This window comes from Paenibacillus phytohabitans (genome assembly GCF_013141775.1).
GTDB lineage: Bacteria > Bacillota > Bacilli > Paenibacillales > Paenibacillaceae > Paenibacillus_AQ > Paenibacillus_AQ phytohabitans.
The window spans coordinates 173720-196647 of sequence record NZ_WHOB01000027.1 but is presented as its reverse complement, the minus strand read 5'-3'; the positions used below and the strand labels follow the sequence as shown (position 1 = coordinate 196647).

At 46.6% G+C, this 22928-nt stretch carries 13 protein-coding genes; all 13 read left to right on the top strand.

The features are described 5' to 3' along the window. Nucleotides 1-273 precede the first annotated feature (273 nt). On the top strand, nt 274-6450 hold the full coding sequence (locus tag GC101_RS11205; protein WP_171717312.1) for an Ig-like domain-containing protein: 6177 nt from the start codon (nt 274-276) through the stop codon (nt 6448-6450). 16 nt (nt 6451-6466) lie between these two features. Continuing rightward, the gene (locus GC101_RS11200; RefSeq protein WP_171717311.1) at nt 6467-8116 is read left to right on the top strand and encodes an S-layer homology domain-containing protein; all 1650 of its coding nucleotides are present in this window, start codon (nt 6467-6469) and stop codon (nt 8114-8116) included. Between the two features lie 193 nt (nt 8117-8309). Next, nucleotides 8310-8765 carry a MarR family winged helix-turn-helix transcriptional regulator gene (locus GC101_RS11195; RefSeq protein ID WP_171717310.1) on the top strand — a complete coding sequence of 152 codons (456 nt, stop codon included), beginning with the start codon at nt 8310-8312 and terminating at the stop codon, nt 8763-8765. Nucleotides 8766-8825: 60 nt separating this feature from the next. After that, nucleotides 8826-9203, top strand: coding sequence for a GtrA family protein (locus GC101_RS11190; protein WP_171717309.1), 378 nt, complete (start codon nt 8826-8828; stop codon nt 9201-9203). A 38-nt stretch (nt 9204-9241) separates the two neighbouring features. After that, a complete protein-coding gene (locus tag GC101_RS11185; RefSeq protein WP_171717308.1) occupies nt 9242-10282 on the top strand; it encodes an alpha/beta hydrolase in 1041 nt (346 codons plus the stop codon). A gap of 255 nt (nt 10283-10537) precedes the next feature. Continuing rightward, on the top strand, nt 10538-11293 hold the full coding sequence (gene kduD, locus GC101_RS11180) for a 2-dehydro-3-deoxy-D-gluconate 5-dehydrogenase KduD (RefSeq protein ID WP_171717307.1): 756 nt from the start codon (nt 10538-10540) through the stop codon (nt 11291-11293). A gap of 277 nt (nt 11294-11570) precedes the next feature. Then, entirely contained in the window at nt 11571-13892 is a 2322-nt protein-coding gene (locus tag GC101_RS36730; RefSeq protein ID WP_171717306.1) for a helix-turn-helix domain-containing protein, read from the top strand. A gap of 257 nt (nt 13893-14149) precedes the next feature. Then, nucleotides 14150-15043, top strand: a complete 894-nt coding sequence (locus GC101_RS11170) for an ABC transporter permease (protein WP_171717379.1) — start codon at nt 14150-14152, stop codon at nt 15041-15043. Nucleotides 15044-15057: 14 nt separating this feature from the next. After that, nucleotides 15058-15936, top strand: coding sequence for an ABC transporter permease subunit (locus GC101_RS11165; RefSeq protein WP_171717305.1), 879 nt, complete (start codon nt 15058-15060; stop codon nt 15934-15936). Between the two features lie 29 nt (nt 15937-15965). Further along, entirely contained in the window at nt 15966-17522 is a 1557-nt protein-coding gene (locus GC101_RS11160) for an extracellular solute-binding protein (RefSeq protein WP_171717304.1), read from the top strand. Between the two features lie 41 nt (nt 17523-17563). Next, on the top strand, nt 17564-20155 hold the full coding sequence (locus GC101_RS11155; protein ID WP_246354286.1) for an exo-rhamnogalacturonan lyase family protein: 2592 nt from the start codon (nt 17564-17566) through the stop codon (nt 20153-20155). A gap of 28 nt (nt 20156-20183) precedes the next feature. Then, complete coding sequence (locus GC101_RS11150) at nt 20184-21035, top strand: formylglycine-generating enzyme family protein (protein ID WP_171717303.1); 852 nt, start codon at nt 20184-20186, stop codon at nt 21033-21035. Nucleotides 21036-21113: 78 nt separating this feature from the next. Beyond that, the gene (locus tag GC101_RS11145) at nt 21114-22922 is read left to right on the top strand and encodes an SGNH/GDSL hydrolase family protein (protein WP_216626557.1); all 1809 of its coding nucleotides are present in this window, start codon (nt 21114-21116) and stop codon (nt 22920-22922) included. The last annotated feature ends 6 nt before the right edge of the window (nt 22923-22928 follow it).

Below are 22928 nucleotides of genomic sequence, written 5' to 3'. Positions count from 1 at the left end.
AAGGTTTATGATTAATGAGGCGCATCAACACGATGAGTCAATTTTGTTATATTGAATCGCATAATCTTTAGATTGTATTACAGTTATGTGAGCGATAAGATCTCAATAGACAAACAACACATGATTTTTTTCATAAATTACATTAGTTTCTTCTAGAGCAACATATATGCAAAAATGATAAATTAAACCTGTCTAACGTAGTGATCCTAATCGTTTCTGTAAGCGCTTAACAAGACCGGTGTCACTAAACAAATGTATGACAGGAGGATAATCATGAATCAATGGAAACGGGTTTTATCAAGTTTTATGAGCCTTGCTATTGTTATAGGAATGTTCACACCAGGCTGGTTAGTTAAACCTGCAACAGTATTAGCAGATAGTGCACCCGCCAGTAATACTCTTTCTTTATCGGGAGATTGGGATTATAAGCTGGGAGGGTATGAAAGCTTAATTGCCTATAGTTCAGGGGGAATGAAGCTTCCGGGTACGCTGGATGAGAGCAAGATCGGAAATCCGGTTAACGAAGCTACTACAGAGTATCTTACGAGATATGTGACGTATTCCGGTAAAGCAACCTATAAGAAAACAATTATGGTTCCAGCCGCGTGGGATGGTTCGACAATCAATCTGTATATGGAAAGAACGAAGGCTACAAAAGTATTCATTGACGGGCAGAATGTTGGATTAGGTGAGAACAGCCTCAGTCTTTCTGCGGCCCATAGCTATGATCTTACCGCTTTCCTGAAACCAGGCCAGTCACAAATGCTGGAAATTGAAGTAGACAATCTGATTAGATCGGATGCCGGAGGAGCCGCCTCCCAATTTCCTGCAAGCGTTACCAAGCGAGTGCATATGGTTAGTGAAAATATTGTTACGAACTGGAACGGGATTATCGGCCAATTTGAACTTCAGGCGAAGCCCAAAATCTACATTAAAGATGTGGCCGTGTATCCTGATGTCCCAAATCAAAAGGTTCAGGTTCGCGTAGTATTTCATGTAGCAGACAATGCAGTTCCGTCCGTAGTAGGTAACTTTAAACTTAATGCATCAAGCAGCAATGGTGCTCATTTTGTCGGGGAGGGCGAGGTGCTCATCGACGGGAATATCGCTACACCAAGCGATCCGCGCGGAGACAACGTACCGGCGAATCTCGTAGTGACACCCATGGACGCCAGCCGTAATGTGGTATGGACATTTAACTATAATATGGGCAGTGAAGAAGAGATTCAATTGTGGAATGAATTCAACCCTAGTCTGTATGATCTGACAGCTGATCTTAGCCTGAAGGATTGGGGAGGGTCCTCAAATGAGGAATATAAGGACAGCAAGACGATTTCCTTTGGAATGCGGACTTTAGGGGCTACCGCGAACAACCGCCAGTTCACTATTAATGGTGAAGCTGCTTACATGCGCGGGGAAGCGAGCGACCTGGCTTTTCCGTTAACCGGCTACCCCTCTATGGATGTGCAATCCTGGAAAAAGGTCATGCAGGTCTATAAAGACTATGGACTAAACTGGATACGCTTTCATAGTTCTACACCACCGGAAGCTGCATTTACTGCAGCAGACGAATTAGGGATATATCTGCAGCCTGAGCTCCCGGCATGGGGGGATGGATCGACATTTGTGGATAATGCTGAGTTTGCGTACTACAAAAATGAAGCGCAAAGTATATTCCGGGCTTATGCGAACCATCCATCCTTTGTTGGATTTACACTGGGTAACGAGAACAAAGGCAGTAATTACAACGGCTCCAGCGTAACCACCAGCAGCAGGGAAGATGAAATTCTGCTCTATATCCAATCCATTGACAACACCAGAGTGCTGTCCAGACAAACGGGTAAATATGTGGGCCTGCCGCCTGCAACCAGCTTCATTGATGACTATATTGCCGATACGGGCAGCGGTGCAGATATAGGTACCAATCTTAGAGGACTGCGCTATAACAACCTTGACTGGGATTATCAATCCAAAATTACAAATGCTAACGGAGTAGATCTTCGTGAACGAATCCCTGCCGTTATCATGTCTCATGAATTGGGTCAATATCAGGTATTTCCTGATTATGACAAAGAAATTCCGATGTATAACGGCTTACTGAAGGCAGGAAATCTGGAGCTGTACAAACAAAATTCAATTAAGAATAAAACCTTTGAGGATTCTGCCGAGTTCCAGAATGCTTCAGGCAAGCTGGCTGCACTTTTGTACAAAAATGAAATTGAAGCGAATAAACGTACGAAGGATTTCGGAGGCTTTATTCTGCTGGGATTGCAGGATTACACCGGCCAGCAGACTGCTCTGGTTGGAGTCGTGGATGCCTTTATGAACTCCAAGACCTTTATTACTCCGGCACAATATAAAGAGTTTGCAGGTCCCGTAACTCCGCTTGCCAGATTGACCAAATATACCTGGACGAATGCCGAAAACTTCACTACGGATTTTGCCATTTCCAACTATGGAAATACCGATCTTAGCGGTGATCTGGAATGGTCAATGAAAGACGAGAGCGGCAATATTGTATTGTCCGGTTCAGTTCCCGGAGTGAGCGCACCTCAAGGCGCTTTGACTACTCCTGCCGGTACCATCAGTACTTCATTAGATTCAATCACGAAGGCATCGATGCTTACACTGGAGTTGTCCATTGGCGGACATAAGAATCATTATACGATCTGGGTATATCCTTCTCAAATTACAACTGCTGTACCTGAAGGTGTGACCGTATCCAAGACCTTGGATGCAAATGCGCTTAAAGTACTGTCGCAGGGCGGGAACGTGCTTATTTTGCCGCAGATTAACCAATTGCCGGCGAGCAGTACCTTTACGGTCAAATTTGAGAACGATTTCTGGAGCCCGATGTTCCATAGCGGCGGGATCAACACGCTGGGAGCTTTGGTCAGAAAAGACTCCAAGGCCTTTGCATATTTCCCTACAGATAACTTCAATGATTTTCAATGGTGGAATTTAATGGGCAAGGGGATCAAGTTTGATCCAGACAAAACTCCGGCTGATTTCAAACCGCTGGTACAACCGATTCCGACGATTGATCAGGGCAACAAATACGGCACGATCTTTGAAGCCAAGGTAGGCAACGGCAATGTGCTGGTTGCCGCAATCGACCTGCAGAATGCGAGTAATACCAAAGTGGAGGCCAAACAATTACTGAACAGCCTGCAGACTTATGCGGCCAGTGATGACTTCAACCCTGAGTCCAGATTGGACGCGCAATACTTAAGCACCTTGCTGCCTCCGACAACAGATAAGCTGGTGACCAGCGTAAGTGTAACGGTGGACAACGGAGCGACTGAGATTGCAGAAGATGCCGGTACGTTAACTGTGACCTCAACAGTGCAGCCGGGTGATGCAACCAATTCCTCTGTAATCTGGACGGTCCTTGACCCGGACGGAAATCCTTCAGCAAGTGCAACCATCTCTGCCATTGATGACACCCATGCCAAAGTGACTGCAGTTAGGGATGGGGTTGTACGCATTGTAGCTGCTGCTGCCAGCAGTTTGAATATCTCCGGGGAGAAAATCATCACGATTCGAAATCAGTCCCTGAAGGATGAAGTTCCCGTTAAACTTGATGTCAATGGTACGCAGTTCACCTTAAATACCGGGGAGAGCCATGTTATTAAAGCAACAGCAACATACAGTGATGCTACTACAATAGATGTAACTTCACTGGCTTCATATCTCAGCTCTGATCCGGCTGTGGCCACAGTAGATGACCATGGTGTTATCCGACCTGCAGGTGACGGAGAAGCAAAGATTAGTGTAGTATACCAAGGCTTATCCGCAGATATTGACATCGTATCTGTTGCCGTTCCGGTCACAGCAGTAACGATTGATAAGTCTGCTTTCTCCCTAGCGGTGGATCAAACCAGAACCTTGCGCGCCGTGGTACTCCCGGAGAATGCTCATGACAAGAAGGTGGAGTGGACTTCGAAAGACGATTCCATAGCTATTGTCGGTGCAGACGGAACCGTAAAGGGAGTTGCTGCAGGAACAACAACGATTGTGGCGACCACCCATAACGGCCATAAGACTGCAGAAAGCACAGTGACCGTTGTCCAATCAGCTATTCCGGTTACCGGAATCAGTCTGGATAAAACAGACATTAATCTGCAGCCGGAAGAAAAGGAGCTATTAAAGGCAACTATTCTTCCTGATGATGCCACGCTGAAGGATGTGAAATGGACATCGAGCAATGAGACGGTGGCCAAGGTAAATGCGCAAGGTGAAGTAACCGCGTTGGCAGAAGGATTAACCACCATTACGGTTACAACAGAAGATGGCGGGAAAACAGCTGCAAGTGAAGTTAAGGTTGTACCCGGTATGGACGGATTCGTATATGTATCGGATCTGACTTGGACTGAAGCCAAAGCCTACTCAGGTGGTCCGACTAAGGATATTAGCTTAAAGGGAGGGAAAATTTCGCTTTCTACCGGCAATTCGACGACTAACCAGAACTATATCTATAACAAAGGGATAGCCATGAATCCTCCAACCGCCAATAATCCAGCATACGTCACATACGATATCTCAGGCAGAGGGTACCAGAAATTCACTGCAGATGTCGGTAATGATGCAGGGGATACCGGAAAAGGTAATATTCAGTTCCAGGTTAAGGTGGATGGTGAGACCAAGTTCGATAGTGGTGTACTTACCAAGAATAGCGCTTTCCAGGCTGATAAACAGCGGATCAGTATTGATGTTGCAGGCGCGAGCCAGCTGCAGCTGCTTGTCCTTGATGGCGGTGATGGTACTGGTCATGACCATGGCGATTTTGCCGATGCGAAATTAACAGGACTCTGGGCCACTAACGATGCGAAGCTTTCTTCTGTCACTGTGAATGGAGCGGCGCTGACCGGCTTCGATCCTAATAAATTTTCATACAAAGTGGTTCTTCCTAATGGAGCAACAACTGTGCCGAATGTTACTGCGGTCACTTTCAGTCCCAAGGCGAAGCTAGTGATTACGGCCGCTCCGGCTGTACCCGGTGCAACCCTAATTGTTGTAACCGCAGAGAATGAAGCTGTAAAGGAATATACATTGAACTTTGGTTACTCTGTTCCGTTAACCGGTTATCAGTTCGATAGCACGGTCTACAATTTGAAGATTGGAGCCTCACAACAAGCTTCCATCAGTGCGGTCTATGGTGATGGCAGCAAAGAAGATATTACTTCGACGGCAGCGTTCCAATCGGCGCACCCGGAAGTCGCTGCAATCAGCAGCAGCGGATTGATTACTGCGGTAAGTGCAGGGGAGTCTGAGATTATAGCAACCCTTCCAGACAGCACGGCCCTAACGGCCCGTATTACTGTAGTGGAAGATATTATATTGATTCCAACGACAGGTATTACTCTGAATCAAGTCCAGCTGGACTTGACTCCCCGGACAACCGGCCAATTGACCGCAGAGGTCCTGCCTGAGAATGCCACCAATAAGAAGGTTGTATGGTTCACAAGTAATGGATCGGTAGCGCTTGTAAATGCCAAAGGTATGGTTACAGCCATTGGAGAAGGTACGGCTGTCATTACAGCCAGAACAGCAGATGGTTACAATCTTGCTACTGCTAACGTAACGGTAGGTTCGATTGCAGTTACCGGAGTGACTCTTAATCAGGATTCGCTTATTCTTAAAGCCGGCAGCAGCGGACAACTGATTGCCACGGTGCAGCCTGATAATGCCAGCAACAAAGCTGTGACCTGGTCGTCCAGTGACGAGAATATTGCGACTGTGAATGCAGAAGGCTGGGTAACAGCGGTCGCTGAGGGCACAGCAGTGATAACGGTAACTACCGTAAACGGCGGATTTACGGCAACTTCCACAGTGACTGTCTCAGCAGCAGCAGAATATATTCCAGTCTTGGAAGTATCGCTGGATCATAGCGAACTGACTCTGCAGGAAGGCGATATTTCACCGCTCACCGCATCAATTAACCCTGCGGATGCTACGAACCAGAGGGTCTCCTGGTCCTCTTCCAATGATCGGGTAGCAGCAGTAAGCAGCAATGGCGTAGTTACGGCTGTTGGTGCAGGTACGGCCACGATTACTGTAACAACTCAGGACGGCTCCAGAACAGCTGCTGCCGAGGTGATGGTCAAGGGGGCAATTGCCAAACCATCATTCTCCATTACTTCGCCTGACTCAGCATTGGTAAGAAACGGTGCAGGAGGGATTCGCGCGAATGCGGATATCACTCTGATTGCCAACGAGGGGGCAGAGAATATCCCGGTATTTGTAATCTTCCAGTTGATGAAGGGTGACGAGCCTGTCAGTATTGTGGCTATGAAGAGAACCATCACCAGCTCGGATTCGTTTACAGCACTCTTCAATGTGAACCCTAAAGATCTTGATTATCGTGTGAAGGTATTTGTAGTCGATCAGTTCAGCGAGGATTTGACTACTGCACCCGTCAGCTTTGCAGTCCCTATGGTCATTAATTGAAGAAGGAGAATACGATATGATCAAAAGATATTGTGCTGCATTGCTTACATTAATTCTGTTGTTGGCGTCCTTGCCTCTTCATCCGGCTCACGCAGCAGCTGAAGTTAATCTGGATTCTATTGCAGATATAACACCCGGACATGCGGTTACGATATCGGGTACAACATCGCTCGATACAATAACCTTGAAGGTGGTTACTCCAAGCTCTGCCGTATTATATCTCAATGTGCTTGAAGTGAGCTCCGGGAGTTTTACGGACTCCTTTACCGTACCGGCGGATGCAGAAGAAGGCAGTTATGCTGTTGTTGTAGGCAAGGGGGAGAAGGTTGGTGTGACAGGATTTAATGTAAAGAAGGAAGTGGTGGCGCCTCCGACACCAAGCCCCACACCGGTGCCAAGCTCAACGCCAGCACCGACCTCAACACCGGTATCGACCCTGAGTCCCGGAGTTCCATCCGCAGTCCTCCCTTCAGCTTCGGCTTCACCGGTGCCGACAGCCACTCCGGCTATTTCCGGAACCGTAGAGGTAATAGCCCAGGCTGCAACAAACGGGGTTTTCAGGGCTGAAGTAACGGAAGAATTGCTTAAGGCTGCCATCCAAGGCACCACTGGAAACACATTGACCCTTGATATGATCGGCGGACAAGAAGCCCGGCAGCTTGAGCTTGTTCTTCCAGCCCGGCTGATTAAAGAAGCGTTAACCCGAAAAATAGAGAACCTCAGAATTGATACCAGCATAGCCTCCTTAATTCTGTCCACGAGAGCATTAGCTGGCAATATACCAAATGAGGCAAAGGTTATCAGCCTCACGCTGACTATTGCGGATCAGAGTATTCTTACAGCAGAGACTGCCTCCAAGCTCGGCAATCATGAAATCATTCATTACTCACTGGCCGTTGACGGGCAGGAACTCAGCTCCGCCGGGGCCGGCATCACCCGCTTGCTGCTGAAATATAAGCTTGAATCAGGCCAAAATCCCGGTAAAGTGATTGCCTATGCCATCGATTCAAGCGGAAAAGCAATAATTATAAAGAATGGGCGATATAATGCAGCCTCACAGCAAGTGGAGGCAGTACCTGCAGGCTACAATACTTTCTCCGCTGTGTATTCCGGTGTTTCTTTTAACGATACTGCAAAGCTTGTATGGGCGAACAGCAGTATTGAAGCACTGGCCGCACGGGGGATTATCAATGGCACCGGAGGAGGAGGATTTAAGCCTAACGCTAAAGTCACAAGAGCAGAATTCATCAAAATGCTGATGGGGACATTCGACTTTCAGGCAACCGATGCGGAGCTCTCCTTTAAAGATGCCGCAGCTGGAGCCTGGTATTCTGAAGCTATTCGAACCGCGCATTCCCTAGGGATTGTACAAGGCGGAGCAGACGGGAATTTCGGAATAAATGCTGAAATCAGCAGACAGGATATAGCGGTTATGATATATAGGGCAGCCAAGGTGCTTAACGCAGAACTTGGTGCAGATCAAGCTGGAATCAAGTTCAAGGATGAACAGCGGATTGCTGCCTATGCGGTAGAAGCTGTAGGAAGGATGCACGCTTCAGGAATCATCAACGGTGTGAGCGCAGGCAACTTTGACCCGCAAGGCAAGGCTACCAGAGCACAGTCGGCAGTAATCATTTACAACCTGTACAACGTAATTAAACAGTAATCAGGCTGGGTAAGGAACCACAACAACATACCTAATAAGCCGTCCTTGAAGCTAAAGGGCGGCTTATTCTTTTAGAAAGAGTCAAAGCTAGTTCAGAACATTGTGTTAGTCACCAGTCTTGACTTAACTGAAAATTAGTTATAACATTTAACTATTAAGTGTCTTAACTATTGGATATGGAGTGTGAGCTGATATGCTGTCTAATGAAGAATGGGGCATCGTCGACCGGTTCGTGGATCTGAATTCGTCGCTTAACCGTAAATTCAATAATCTCATCCGGGCAGTTGTAGGTGACGCCTTAACCGTTGAGCAATACACGACATTAGCTCATATTCAGCAGGCTGGCAGCTGTACATCATCAGAGCTTGCTGCTGAATTCGGAGTGAAGAAGAGTGCGGTCACCTCAATCATCAACCGCTTATTCGAGAAAGAATGGGTGCAAAGAGATACCGATCCGAAAGACCGGAGAAACATCTATCTCTCGCTAACCGATCAGGGGAGGACAGTATTTACGGAAACGGACCTCAAAATCCGGCGGCTTGTACAACCGGTCATACACGAGTTTCAAAATGAAGAAATCGTTGATTTTTTAAATCAGCTTGAACGGTTAGATTTGCTGATCGGGTCAATAAATAAGGCGAATTATTGAGTAACCGGCCCCTGCAGAGTGATCTGAATTTTGAATTTAATCAGCACGGAGGTATGCAGCATGAACTCGAAATTTGTGAAATACTGCCTGATTGGTGTTACAGGTGTAATTGTCGACTTTGCCGTGTTTTTTATACTGACACATTATGCCGGGCTTCACATCCAAATGGCTAATTTTATCAGCTTTAGCTGCGGCATCACGAACAATTATATTTTTAATGTCATATTTAATTTTAAAATCAAGGATAAGTTATTTTCCCGCTACATCAGGTTCTACATGGTCGGATTGGTCAGCTTTGCAGTCACAGCGCTATTGCTGTTTATCTTCGCCGGCCTGCTGCATTACAATGAGTATCTCGTAAAAATTATCGCAACATTGCTTGTTACTATTATGGCTTTTTCTTTGAATCAGGTCATCTCCTTCAAAAAGTCGAACTGAGAGCAAGGTACAGCATCAAGTAAGGAGTTGACAGTAAAATGAAAAGAAAGAACAAGATTATCGCGGGCGTCACTACAGTATTGGTCCTTGCTCTTACCGTTAACATTATGGCAGGGGCTGGGAGCTTCAGGAACAAGATCAGTGACGAAGATCAAGCCAGGTCGGCAACGGTAACCGGAACCGGGGACAATATAACTAAGCTTACGATCAATGCCCACGACGGTATGGCCATATCTTCAGCAGCATTCCAGTTGGACAAACCAAAAGCGGTGGTACAAATTGTGCATGGGGCTACTGAGCATAAAGAGTTATATTATGATTTTGCGGAATTCCTTCATAACCATGGATATGCGGTGATTATTTCTGACCACAGGGGCCATGGGGAGACAGTGAATGTGACATATCCTTATGGACATATGAATGGTGTAGATGAAATGATTGATGACCTGTACCGGGTTACTGAATATGCCCAAGAAATGTATCCGGATACGCCGGTATATATGCTGGGGCACTCCCTTGGATCAGTGCTGGTCCGCAACTACCTGCAAGAACACGACAATGAGATAGACAAGCTCGTTATGACAGGCACTGCAAATTATATTAAGAATGTAAACCTTGGAATCTTCATCGGCAATTGGGCAACATTCTATTCCGGAGCCTATGGCCACAGCACCCTGCTGGATCGGATTGGCGGGTCCACGCTCTACGGGGAATTATCTTACGAGGATAACTGGGTAACCACAGACAAAGAGATGTATGCTGAACTCAGTGCTGATCCGTTGATGAAGTTTGCATGGACGAATAGTGGAGCATTAACGGTATTTGAAGCAGACAGCAACATGAAAAAGTATGATAAATATAAACTGAGAAATCCGGATCTTGAGATACTAAGCCTGACAGGTACAGAAGACCCCATTACCGGTGGAGAAGAAGGGCTTGCAGATACCGAAGACACACTGAAGAAGATCGGGTACTCCCAGATTACCATGAAGCAATACCAAGGAAAGCTGCATGCCGTTCTATTTGAAACGAACAGAGCTTCTGTATATAGTGAAGTTCTGCAATTTTTTGAGGAATAAGGTAGATTTGAATGGGGCCTTAATTAAGGCCTCTTTGTGCTGTGAAACACTTGAGCACCAAATGTGAAGAACGGGAATGAGCTACAAAGATCGCGGCGTTGGAGGGAATCGAAACCGCAATTTAGCTACATTATAGCACAACCTTTCATAAACATTGCGGGCTTATAATAATCCAGTAGATTAATCGGAGAGATTTCATAATGCTCTCCATACAAGCCATGCTTAATCATGCATCAATAAAGGAGAGAATTATTAATGTCATCTTTATTCAATTTAGCAGGTAAAACAGCAATCGTAACCGGCGCAGGCCAAGGTCTTGGACAAGGGATCGCCCTTGCCTTCGCAGAAGCAGGCGCAGATGTCATCTCCGCTTCCTTGTTCCCAAGTGACGAAACCGTTGCTGCTGCTGAAGCTTTTGGCGTAAAAGCACTCAGCATCGCCACTGACCTCAGCGATCACACTAAACTGCAGGGCATGTTCGACGAAGCTGTTGCTTTTACCGGCAAAGTAGACATCCTCGTGAACTGCGCAGGTATGATCCGCCGTACTCCAGCCAAAGATCACAGCGAAAAAGACTGGTTTGACGTAATCAACCTCAACCAGAACACTGTGTTCCTGCTGTCCCAGATCGCCGGCCGCCACTTCCTCGAAAGAGGCAACGGCAAAATCATTAACATCTGCTCCATGCTCTCCTACCAGGGCGGCATTAACGTACCAGGCTACACTGCAAGCAAACATGCCGTAGCGGGTCTGACTAAAGCTTTCGCTAACGAATGGGCAGGTTCCGGCCTGAACATTAACGCTATCGCTCCAGGTTACATGGCTACTGAGAACACAGCCCCAATCCGTGCGGAACAGAGCCGTTCCGATTCAATTCTAGACCGCATTCCTGCTGGACGTTGGGGAACTGCTGAAGATGTTAAGGGCCCTGCTGTGTTCCTGGCCTCTGCGGCTTCAGACTATCTGAACGGACATATCCTTAATGTTGACGGCGGATGGTTGGCTAGATAATTTCAGGCTTAACCCAAATATATAGAGATAATAGCATCATATATACAATTTGAGCTGCCCATAAGCCATGAAATGGCATATGGGCAGCTCCTTTTTGGGGGTAGGATATACGGCAGCGATTGGTATTCATTCTGAACGAACGGTCTGTTATCTAGTTGCGCTCACTCATTAGCAATTTTGCTATATTTTAACGCAATTTAGCTTAATCTGAACTGGATTATAATAATACTGTACATCTATATAAAGAATGGATGTGATTTATAAAGGAGGTATATTCGTGCTTTCCAGAAGAATGATCCCTGGAAGTTTCTTCAAAAAAAGTCTGATACTCAATTTGCTCATCGCTTCTATCCCGGGATTGATTGTAGGGGTACTGATCTATTGGTTTGTCGGAGGACAACTCGAATCGGAACTGCTTACTATGCATGAGAATCAAATTACCAAAAGAGCCGAGCAGATTAGCGATCAATTTGAAAGGTTCGAAATCATGATGTCTCATTTTGCTTTCGAGCCTGTTTTTAACAACAATCTGTCCGAAACAGACTTCCTCAGGCAATTCGAGATCACTCGAGATATAACTCAAACGGTGATTATAATGAAAAACTCTCTGCCCATCCAAACTGAAGTAGAGCTCTACGTAAATACTACTTCACCAGTATGGTTCTCTCCGCAGTATGAAACGATAGCATTAGGCTCAAAGAGAGGCCAACAAATGAAAGCGCTTTTATCAAAAGGAGGATCTTCGGCTCATTGGATGCTGCTTCCTTCTGCAGCTGAAGGGGATGACTCTTCTGAGTTGGCCTTCGTTCATAAAGTACCGAGTGATGTATCTAATCCGTATGCTGTTTTGGTCGCGCGGGTTGATCATACCGATCTGCAGAAATTATTAGATTCTCTTACACCCTATTCCGGGAGTGCAGCGTTTCTGTTAAACGAGGATAATAAGCAGCTTTATTCTGCAGACTCACAGCATGCTTCTCTCCTTATCCAAAATCTAATTTTGGAGTTGAATCAGTATTCCGGAGAAACAGCAAAGTTTATCTGGAGCTGGGAAGGGAGGAAATATGTTGTGTCCTTCGGAAAACAGCAGCGTGTCGGAACCGAGTGGAAGTATGTATCCGCTGTGCCAATAGATGAAATTATCTCGCCTCTTGTTTTTCTGTCTAAGTTAATCCTTATCATCAGCTGTTCAGGATTGCTCCTTGCCACAATTCTGGCTTGGCTTGCTTCCCGGCGGATCTACTCGCCTCTAGCGGACTTTATGAAGCGTCTGTCATATGACATGCGGATTTCGGAAATCAGTTCACAGGATGAATTTAGAGTGATCGGGCAGGAATGGCTCAGATTAATGACGCAAAGCATGGCTTTGCAGAGCACTTTGGAACAACAACTTCCACAAGTAAGGCAGGGTTTTTTGTACCAGTTGATTCAAGGTTACTTGTCCTCCTATGAGGAGGAGGAGCTGAAAGAAAGAATGAGGCAGCATGGCTGGCGCGTGGATGGTTGTGTATATCATGTGTTGTTTGTACGGGTGACAGGCCTGATCCAAGCGAATATGTCTGGAAGATTTGAATTGGGTGATGAGGGCTTGGTCAGCTTCACGGTAGCGAATATTATTCAGGAATTGGCAGAAGAACGGCGAATTTCCTGCCAGGTGCTTAACTTCCACGACCTGACCGCAGGGATTATTGTAGAGATGGTGCCAGCAGATGCTGAAGATCACAAGAACATCGTATACGAATTCAGTGAAATCCTTGTTGAAACGGTGCATCAAATTTTAAAAATGCGTGTAACGGTTTCATTGGGGGAAAGCTCACCTGATATTAGACGAATCCCCTGGTTGTTTGAAGAAGCGAGACAAATACTGGGCAATCGAACGTGGGAAGTTAATTATCAGGTTTTGGATGTGGAGCTGTTTAAAGTACGGGAAAAGGTTGACGGGACAGCGTACCCGCTATTCATCGAGCGCGAACTTATGCAGGCGCTAAGAATCGGAACATTGGATGAAGCGGAGCTGTTGTTGCATGATTTCCTGGAGGCTCTAACCAGTAATGGAGCAACAGATCTTGATGTAAAGCAAGGCGTTGTGAATTTATTAAGTTCTATCGAGCATGAAATTATGCATCTCGGACTGAATCCGAACGATGTCCTTACCTCGGTGAACCGGTTTGAACAACTCTCAGCTATCCGCGAGTCTGAGCATATCAGTAAATGGTTTATGGAGAAGATCATCAGCCCTTTCATCAGTGAGTTGGAAGCCCGCAACGACGAAAAGTTAAAAGCGATAGTAGGGAAAGCAGTTCAATATATTGAAGTGAAATATATGGAAAACTTCTCACTTGAGGATTGTGCATTGTTTTGTGGAACGAATGCCACTTTGTTGAGCCGTTCTTTCCGGAAGGTGTCAGGAAAAAACTTTATCGACTATTTGACTGAACTGCGAATGGAAAAAGCGAAGGCTATGCTCCGTGATACAGAGCTAATGGTATATCATATCGCCGAGAAGGTCGGCTATCAGCATAACTATTTTAACCGGTTGTTCAAGAAGCAGGAGGGTGTTACACCCAAGCAATACCGGAGCCGGATCCGCGGGGGGTAACCTAATATCCGAAAAGATAGTCAATCAATAGAATGCAATTGTTGCATGAAAAGATAAGTTTGTGAAATGTCAGTAAAAACAAAACTGTGCTATATAAATCAAGAACCTTTCCCGGCAAACTGTAGCTACGCCAGCAGGATTGTATGCCAAGGCGTAATTCAATTCATAAGTTAGGGGGGGAAGGCGTGAACGAAATCGCCACAGATCCGGGGCGAACGACGGGTCTACTGAAAGCGCGAATATCTAAGAGTACTACAATGAAACGCCTGAAGAGGGATAAATGGTTGTACGTTCTCCTTATGCCGGGAATACTCTATTTCCTGATCTTCAAGTATGTCCCTATGTGGGGCGCAGCACTTGCTTTTAAAAACTACCAGCCTTTTACCGGATTTTGGGCTAGTGAATGGGTAGGGTTTGAGCATTTCCGCAACTTTTTTCAGAATCCGGATTTTTTCAAGCTGCTGAGAAATACACTCCTGCTATCTTTATACAGTTTAGCAATTGCTTTCCCGGCGCCAATCATTATTGCGCTAATGCTGAATGAAGTGCGGGCTTCACTCTATAAACGGACGATTCAAACGCTGATTTACATTCCTCATTTTATTTCGATGGTTATTGTGGTCAGCCTGACTTATGTGCTGTTTACGACCCAAGGCGGCATTATTAACGAGCTAATCTTTCAATGGACAGGTCAGAAGATTGATTTCTTAGCCGATCCTCACTGGTTCAGGCCGATGATCATTCTGCAAAACTTATGGAAAGACTGCGGATTTGGTACCATCATATTCCTGGCGGCAATCTCTGGTGTGGATCTGGAGCAATATGAGGCGGCGCATATGGATGGAGCAAGCCGGTGGCGCCAGATTTGGCACATTACATTACCTTCCATTCGCAGCACCATTATTGTTCTGCTTATCTTACGCACAGGCGATTTGCTAGACAATGGCTTTGAGCACATTTATTTGATGAGCAACGCCCTAAATCGTGATGTAGCTGATGTATTCGATACATACGTTTACACGATGGGCATTACCATGGGGGCGTTCAGCTACAGTACAGCTGTCGGATTATTTAAGTCGGTTATCGGCATTTTTCTGATCGTATCCAGCAATTATCTGGCCAAAAAATTCGGGCAATCCGGTATTTATTAAGGAGGAAGGAAGCAGTGCCAAGAAAAAACAGAAGCGTAACGGAAATCCTCTTTGACTGGGTGAACTACTTATTGCTGGGTCTGATCGCTTGCCTGATGCTTCTTCCGTTCATGTACGTAATTGCGGGGTCATTCGCATCCGAAGCAGAACTGACTGAGCGAGCCTTCTTTATCATTCCCAGATCCTTTTCGCTGGATGGATATAAATATATTTTGTCCTCGAATTCAATCTTCCATAGCATTTTCGTATCAGTGGGCGTCACCTTTGTCGGATCGCTTGTAAATCTGTTGTTCACCGTAACAATGGCTTATCCGCTCGCACGCCGGGATCTGTTAGGAAGAAATACTGTGCTTAATCTGGTCGTATTCTCCATGCTGTTCTCGGGTGGTCTGATTCCTACTTATTTAGTTGTCAAAGCATTGGGGCTGCTAGATTCATACGGGGCTTTAATCTTACCCGGAGCGATCAGTGCTTTTAACCTGATTATTGTTAAGAACTTTTTTCAAGAGCTGCCGGCAGGACTGGAAGAAGCGGCTAAGATCGACGGCTGTACAGAAATTGGCATCCTATGGAAGATTGTACTGCCGTTATCGAAGCCTGTACTGGCCACTTTCGGTTTATTTTATGCGGTAGGCCATTGGAACAACTTTTTCTCGGCGCTGCTATATTTGAATGAATCCAGTATGTGGCCGCTGCAAGTCATTCTTAGGCAGATTGTCATGCTCTCGCAAGGGGTGGGATCTGCTTCACAGTTGGATACCACGGTTCAATTACCTGAACAAACGATTAAGATGGCCGTTATTGTCGTGGGAACACTTCCAATTATGATGGTTTATCCATTTTTGCAGAAACATTTTGCTAAGGGTGTACTCATCGGATCAGTAAAAGGCTAATCAATCCATTCTAAGGAGCGATGAATAACATGAATCTAAATAAATCCAGACGCTGGTTAGCTGGGATATTAATGCTGTCAATTGCACTATCTGGCGTTACAGGATGTGCAGCCAATAAAGAAGGTAAGGCGAATTCAAGTGCGGGGGAAGAGGCTGATCCGGGAGAGCAAACCCCAATGAAGCTAACAGTAATGCTCCCTTCCTTTAAAACAACAATGCCCGAGGATGATAGTCCTGTGGTCACTGAGATTGAAAAGCTGACGAATACTGACATTCATCTGGAATGGGTTCCCGATTCTTCTTATAACGAAAAGTTCAATATTACCCTAGCTTCAGGAAAGATTCCCGGGGTCATGCTGGTGAAGGAGAAGAGCCCCAGCTTTATTAATGCGGTAAGAGCGGGTGCGTTCTGGGAGATGGGACCCTATCTCAAAGACTATCCGAATTTAAGCCAGACCAGTGCAATCGTAAATAATAATATTTCAATTGATGGCAAGATTTATGGTATTTACAGGGGACGTGCTTTAGGCAGAAACGGAATTGTATACCGTAAAGACTGGCTGGATAATCTGGGGCTGCAGGCTCCGCAGACGATCGATGACTTTTATCAAATGCTGAAAGCCTTTACAACCGGAGATCCGGATCAGAACGGGAAAGATGATACGTACGGTATGGTAATTACGAAATTCAACGGTCCCTTCGAGGTGATGCAGACTTGGTTCGGCGCGGCGAACAAATGGGGGCTGGATGATACCGGTAAGCTGATTCCTGCCCATACCACAGAAGCGTATATGGAGGCTCTCAGATTTTTCAGAAAGCTATATGAAGAGAAGCTGATTAATGCGGATTTCGCAGTGATGGATTCCTCCAAATGGCCCGATCCCATTGTTAACGGGCAGGCCGGTGCGCTTGTTGATGTAACAGACCACGCCAACCGGATCGAAGAGAAAATCCATGCGGCATTAGAAAAAGCGGGCAAGGACGATGAAAGCAAAATTTTCATGGATACTATTGGCGCCGTTTCCGGTCCCAAGGGATTGAGGGCGTTGCCAACATCGGGCTATTCCGGTTTGTTCGCAATCTCTAAGTCATCGGTTAAGACGGAAGATCAGCTCCGCCAGGTGCTTAACTTCCTTGATAAGCTGAACGAGGAGAAGGGGCAACGCTTGGCCGGAAACGGTATTGAAGGCAGACATTATACGTTTGTAGACGGAAATCTTGAAGCGAGTAAAGATGAAGCGCTGCTGGAGTCGGAGGCATCAGGCCTTAATCAGCTGCTTATGTACCTGCCGGAAGACAGAACATTAAAGTTAAAGGCTTCATCGGTAAAACAAAAATCGGAGGCTGTACAAAAGGCGAACGAGTCTATTGTCGTCACGAATCCCGCTGAACCCTTTGTATCCGATGTATATTCCCAAAAAGGACCGCAGCTGGATGTAATCATCAATGATGCCAGAACCAAGTTTGTTGTCGGCCAGATCGACGAAGACGGATTTAAGGCTGCGGTGGAGCTATGGCAAAAAAGCGGCGGCGTGGAGTATGTCAAAGAAATCAATGAATTATATCAGGCGGCCAGCAAGCAATAAAATAGAGCCTGTTAGAAGGTTCACAGAAAGGATCTGACTTGATGAGTCAATCATTAAACCACGAACGAACTCTTCTACGCTGGTTGGGAGGTGCAGAATACCGTCCCGAGATACCAGTCGGCGTAACGTGGGGAACTCCGTGGCCTAAAGGCTCGTTGATGCGGGCTGAACCTCTCTCCTTAATAGAGGTGGGGGGAGGGGCTGTTCCCGTACAGAGCTGGCCGACAGCCTATTGGCCTGATGGAAGCGTGAAATGGTCTGCCCATGCAGCATCGTTTACAGGGGAGCCCTCGCCAGAGTATTACCTGACCAAGAGTGCGCATACACCATGCCTAAACCATACCGCGCAAATAGCTGTGACCGACAAGCATGATCTGATTGAGATCGATACAGGCACTATCAGATGTCAGTTAAACAAGCAGGGGAATGTCGTGATTCGTTCCATTATTCAAGGGAATGCACAATTGTGTTCAAGTGGAAGCTTATGCTGTGTCTTGGAAGATGAGCAGTGCAATGAATCCGGTCAGAGGACCCGTACGGAGCACGACTATGTCAGCAGCGTAAATCAGGTTGTTATGGAGCAAAACGGTCCGGTTCGCGCGGTAGCCCGGATTGAAGGGATTCATAAGCTGAGTGCGGGTACACGGGAATGGCTGCCCTTTACGCTACGGATGTATTTCTATGCCGGACAGTCATCTATCCGGGTGGTTCATACGTTTATATTTGACGGTGATCCCCAAGCTGATTGTATTAAGGGAATAGGAATGAAGCTCACCCTGCCAATGCAGGGGCCGCTATATAACCGGCACATCCGGTTTGCAGGCGATACAGGGCTGTTCAGTGAATCCCCCAAGCATCTTATGACCTGGCGCACCAAGGGGAAATACGAAGAGCAATTCAGACGTCAAACGGCAGGGGAAGCTATTTCTTTCGATCCGCATGAGGATAAGCGGTTTATAGAGCTGATCGAAGATTCCGCCACATGGGATCACTTTAAGCTGGTGCAAAGTACAGCCGATTCGTACACCATCAGTAAGCGCACACAGGAGGGCTGCAGCTGGTTGAAGGCTGCGGTTGGCAGCCGGTCTAAAGGGCTGGTATTTGCCGGCGCAGAGCATGGCGGTCTTGCGGCGGGGATTAAGAATTTTTGGGAAAAGTACCCTTCCTCGTTAGAGCTCAGCCATTTGACGAGTGAGTCCGCGGATATGACCTTGTGGTTCTGGTCCCCCGATGCTGCTCCTATGGATTTACGGCATTACGATACCGCTACTCATGTGGAGTCAGCCTACGAAGGCTCTGATGAAATGAGGAGCACACCGCATGGGATTGCCAATACAAGCGAGTTGATGTTGTGGTGCTTCGAACGGACTCCAAGCCATGATACGCTGCGAAAGGTCATGAGCGAGTGTCAAACGCCATCTTTACTGCACTGTGAGCCGGAATTTTATCATAAGAGTCGAGCCTTTGGCTTATGGAGTCTTCCAGACCGCAGCAGCCCGGTAAAGGTGCGCATTGAAGAGAAACTGGACGAAATTGTTGCCTTTTATCTTAAAGAAGTTGAGGCCCGCAGATGGTACGGCTTCTGGGATTATGGAGATGTCATGCATAGCTATGATCCGATCCGCCATACATGGTGTTACGATGTCGGAGGCTTTGCCTGGCAAAATACCGAACTGGTGCCTAATATGTGGCTGTGGCTTATGTTTCTGCGCTCCGGCCGTGCTGATATTTACCGGATGGCTGAGGCCATGACCAGACACACCAGCGAAGTGGATATGTATCATCTCGGGGCGTACAAGGGTCTGGGTTCGAGGCATAACGTGGTCCATTGGGGCTGTGGCTGTAAGGAGGCGCGTATCGCGATGGCCGGTCTGCACCGCTATTATTACTATTTAACCGGTGATGAGCGTGTGGGTGACATTATGGATGAGGCTGCCGATGCTGATTTCTCAACGGTCCATACCGACCCCATGCGCAGTTATTATCCTAAGGATCAATATCCGACTCATGCCCGGGTAGGTCCGGATTGGTCTGCATTCACTGCGAATTGGATGACCCGCTGGGAACGCTATGAGGATACAGCCTACCGGGACAAAATTATGGCGGGGATCGAAAGTCTGAAAACCATGCCGAATCGTATGAAAGGGCTCTCAATCCATGGTTACGACCCGGATACGGGCCAACTCTATGATATGGGTATTAATTCAGGCGGACATCTGGCGGTATGTATGGGGGGACCGCAGGTATGGACCGAGCTGGCGCTTATCCTTCAAGATCCAGAGTGGGAGGAGATGCTCGCTGAAATCGGAGTCATTTACCATTTGCCGCAGGAAGAGAAACAACGTATCCTCACTGGATCCGTGCCTTCAGGATATGCCTGGCCGATGTTTGCAACCGGGATCACGGCTTATGCCGCTAAGCATTACGGCAGTGAAGCAATGGCGAGGCTGGCTTGGTCGATCCTTTTGCAGGATGAAATGGGACAACGCGATTTGAAGCTCGAGGAACATCCGGTTGCCGAGCTGGAATATGTAAGGGGCATCAGCGAGATTCCGTGGATGACGACCAATATTGCCTCCCAATGGTCATTGAATGCAATTATGTGTCTTGAACTTGCCGGCAGGTTCTTGTGATCTGACAAGGCTGAAGCGTGAGGAGCGGATGAACATAAATGACAAATTCAAGCGTTACCTGATCCTATGCCTGATTGTTGCAGGTATAGCAGCTGCCGGACAATTCTATTATTACAACCAGCATTCTACTGATTTAGCTATAAAAGCTGATCAAACGGGGGAAGCTGTTCCATTGCCAGTAACCGAAAGTATTGATATCGGGCCTGGTCTGCGCATGGAGTTTGTGCTGATTCAACCAGGATCATTTACCATGGGGTCTGCTGTGTATTTAGGAGAGGGAGATGAGACTCCCGAACACCAAGTCACAATTACTGAGCCGTTTTATCTGAGCAAATATGAGGTAACCCAGGAACAATGGGCAGCACTTACGGGAAGTAATTCAAGTAAATTCCAAGGTGATGAGCGGCCCGCAGACAGTGTCAGCTGGGTTGATTCTCAGCGGCTGTTAACCAAGCTTCATGAAATAACCGGCCGTCAATTCAGCTTGCCAACGGAGGCACAGTGGGAGTATGCCGCACGTGCGGGTACAACTACGCCATGGAGCTTTGGAAACAGCGAAGCTGTTTTGCGTGAATATGCCTGGTTTGGGGACAATGCGGATAACACTACGCATCCAGTGGGCCAGAAACAGCCTAATGCCTGGGGACTATATGATATGTACGGCAATGTCCAGGAGTGGTGCAAGGATTGGTATGCCGGCGCCTATGCGCAAGATGATATGTCTGATCCGCAAGGTCCGAATACCGGCGATTCACGGGTTCTGCGGGGCGGGGCCTGGGGGGACGACTTTACAATGGTCCGCTCATCTTACCGTAATACTGCGGAAGCTGAAGCGGCTACTCCCGGCATAGGCTTAAGGGTTCTGATGGAACTAAATTGAGATTAATGCGAATGATAAAGGAGGTGGTGTATAAGGGCGATAAAATGCATAGTTAGCATAAAATAGGAGGTTGTGTTCATGGTCAAATCAATGAGTTCCCTGTTTAGCAGTGTGGGTCAAATTAGCAAAATCTGTGTGCCCGCGATAGTGATTAGTTTAGCCGTATTAATGTTAGTATCAGCACCGGCATTTGCTGACTCAAGCAGCAAGCCAAGCAAATGGAAGTTTGATTTTGGTCCGGCTAAAAGCTTCGAAAAGGGCTATAGAAGTGTACCTGCCAATTTAGCATACACTCAGGAGAGAGGCTATGGTTTTTTAGGATTAGGGCCTGACGGCTACAAAGAGGATAACAGAAGTGATGGCTTTGTAATGCTGGAGGGACAAGAGATCAAGCTTCAACAGGTTTCATTGAAGTCCAACCCGAGAACCGTTGATGATGATGCAGTAGCTGTCACACAGCCGGATTTTCCAATCCGCTTTGCAGTAAAGGTAACCCCGAATTCCTATTACAAAGTAAAGGTTACTTTAACCGGCGCTGATCCTACAAAGGAAGCTATCGTCAATTTATTCTCGGAAAAAAGACATTTTCACTTAACGGAAAAGCTAATTCCTGCCGGTACGAGTCTAAGCTATGAATTTAATGTAAATGTTCAGGATGTGTACTCCAAAGTAACCGGGACCTACGCAGATACTATGTTAAATATTGCAGTAGGCGGTGAAAATGCAGCAATTTCTTCGGCTACAATTGAACAGCTGGAGCATGGGAAAACGCTGTGGGTGCTTGGGGACTCCACCGTTAATGACCAATTGGCCCCACTCCCTTATTTCAGGCTCCAGAACTATTCCGGTGTCGGGCAGGCGCTATCCAAATATGTAGGCCCTGATATTGCCGTATCTAATCATGCAGAAAGCGGTCTGGATGATTATTCCAGTATGGCGCATTTTGATCAGTTTAAAGATCGTATACAGCCGGGCGATTATGTGTTTTTTGAGTTTGGCCATAATCATAAAACGGATGGTCCGGCAGGTTATTATAACGGGATCTCCTATTATTATGACTATGTGCACAGTAAGGGAGCCGAATTTATTGTGGTAGGTCCTATCGACCGCCACCGGGCTTATCAATACACTGCAGCTACAAATAAATGGACTTCTACTTTAGACGGTTTCTCTGCGATCGGTAAGCAGTATGTAGAAGAAAAAGTGGCTATTGGTGCGACTGATATTGCCTTTGTGGATCTTAATGCCCCTTCGCTGGCATGGTATTCTCAGCTTTGCGAGCTTTTGGGGAAAAAGGCTACAAGTACGGATTACTATTTCAGGGGAGTACAGGGCGGAAGCGTAGACGGCACACATCCGAATGATGCAGGTGTGGATCATTTTGCCAAAATGTTCTTTGATGGAGCTAAAGCTATAGTTCATGCAGATCCTCAAACACCGCAAGCGAAAGTACTGGCAGGTTTACTCAAAGGGGTTAGAGATGAAACTCCATATACGGTTCCTGCTTCCATTACAAGCTTAGGGCCTGCTCCGAATAGCGCTTACCCTCAGCCGTATGTAACTCCAGTTTCTTATCCGCTAGTGATTAACAGCGTGTATATGGATGAGAGCGGCAAAGTATTGTCCATGTCTGTGACCAAACAAGGTGACCTCACTACCTATGGCCGGGGAATTGTAGAAGTATATAAGGCGACTGGTGAGCTGAAAGGTACTGCTTATTCAAATGAGCAAATCGATAATACCATTGAAGGCACACAGATTGTAACATTCACAACGGACCTGGCGCTTGAACCTAATGAGACATTGAAGGCATATGTCATGGAGTTTGAAGATCAGCCGGGATATCCACTGACAGATAAACAGCTTGCAGATTTTTATATTCCTTAAATATAA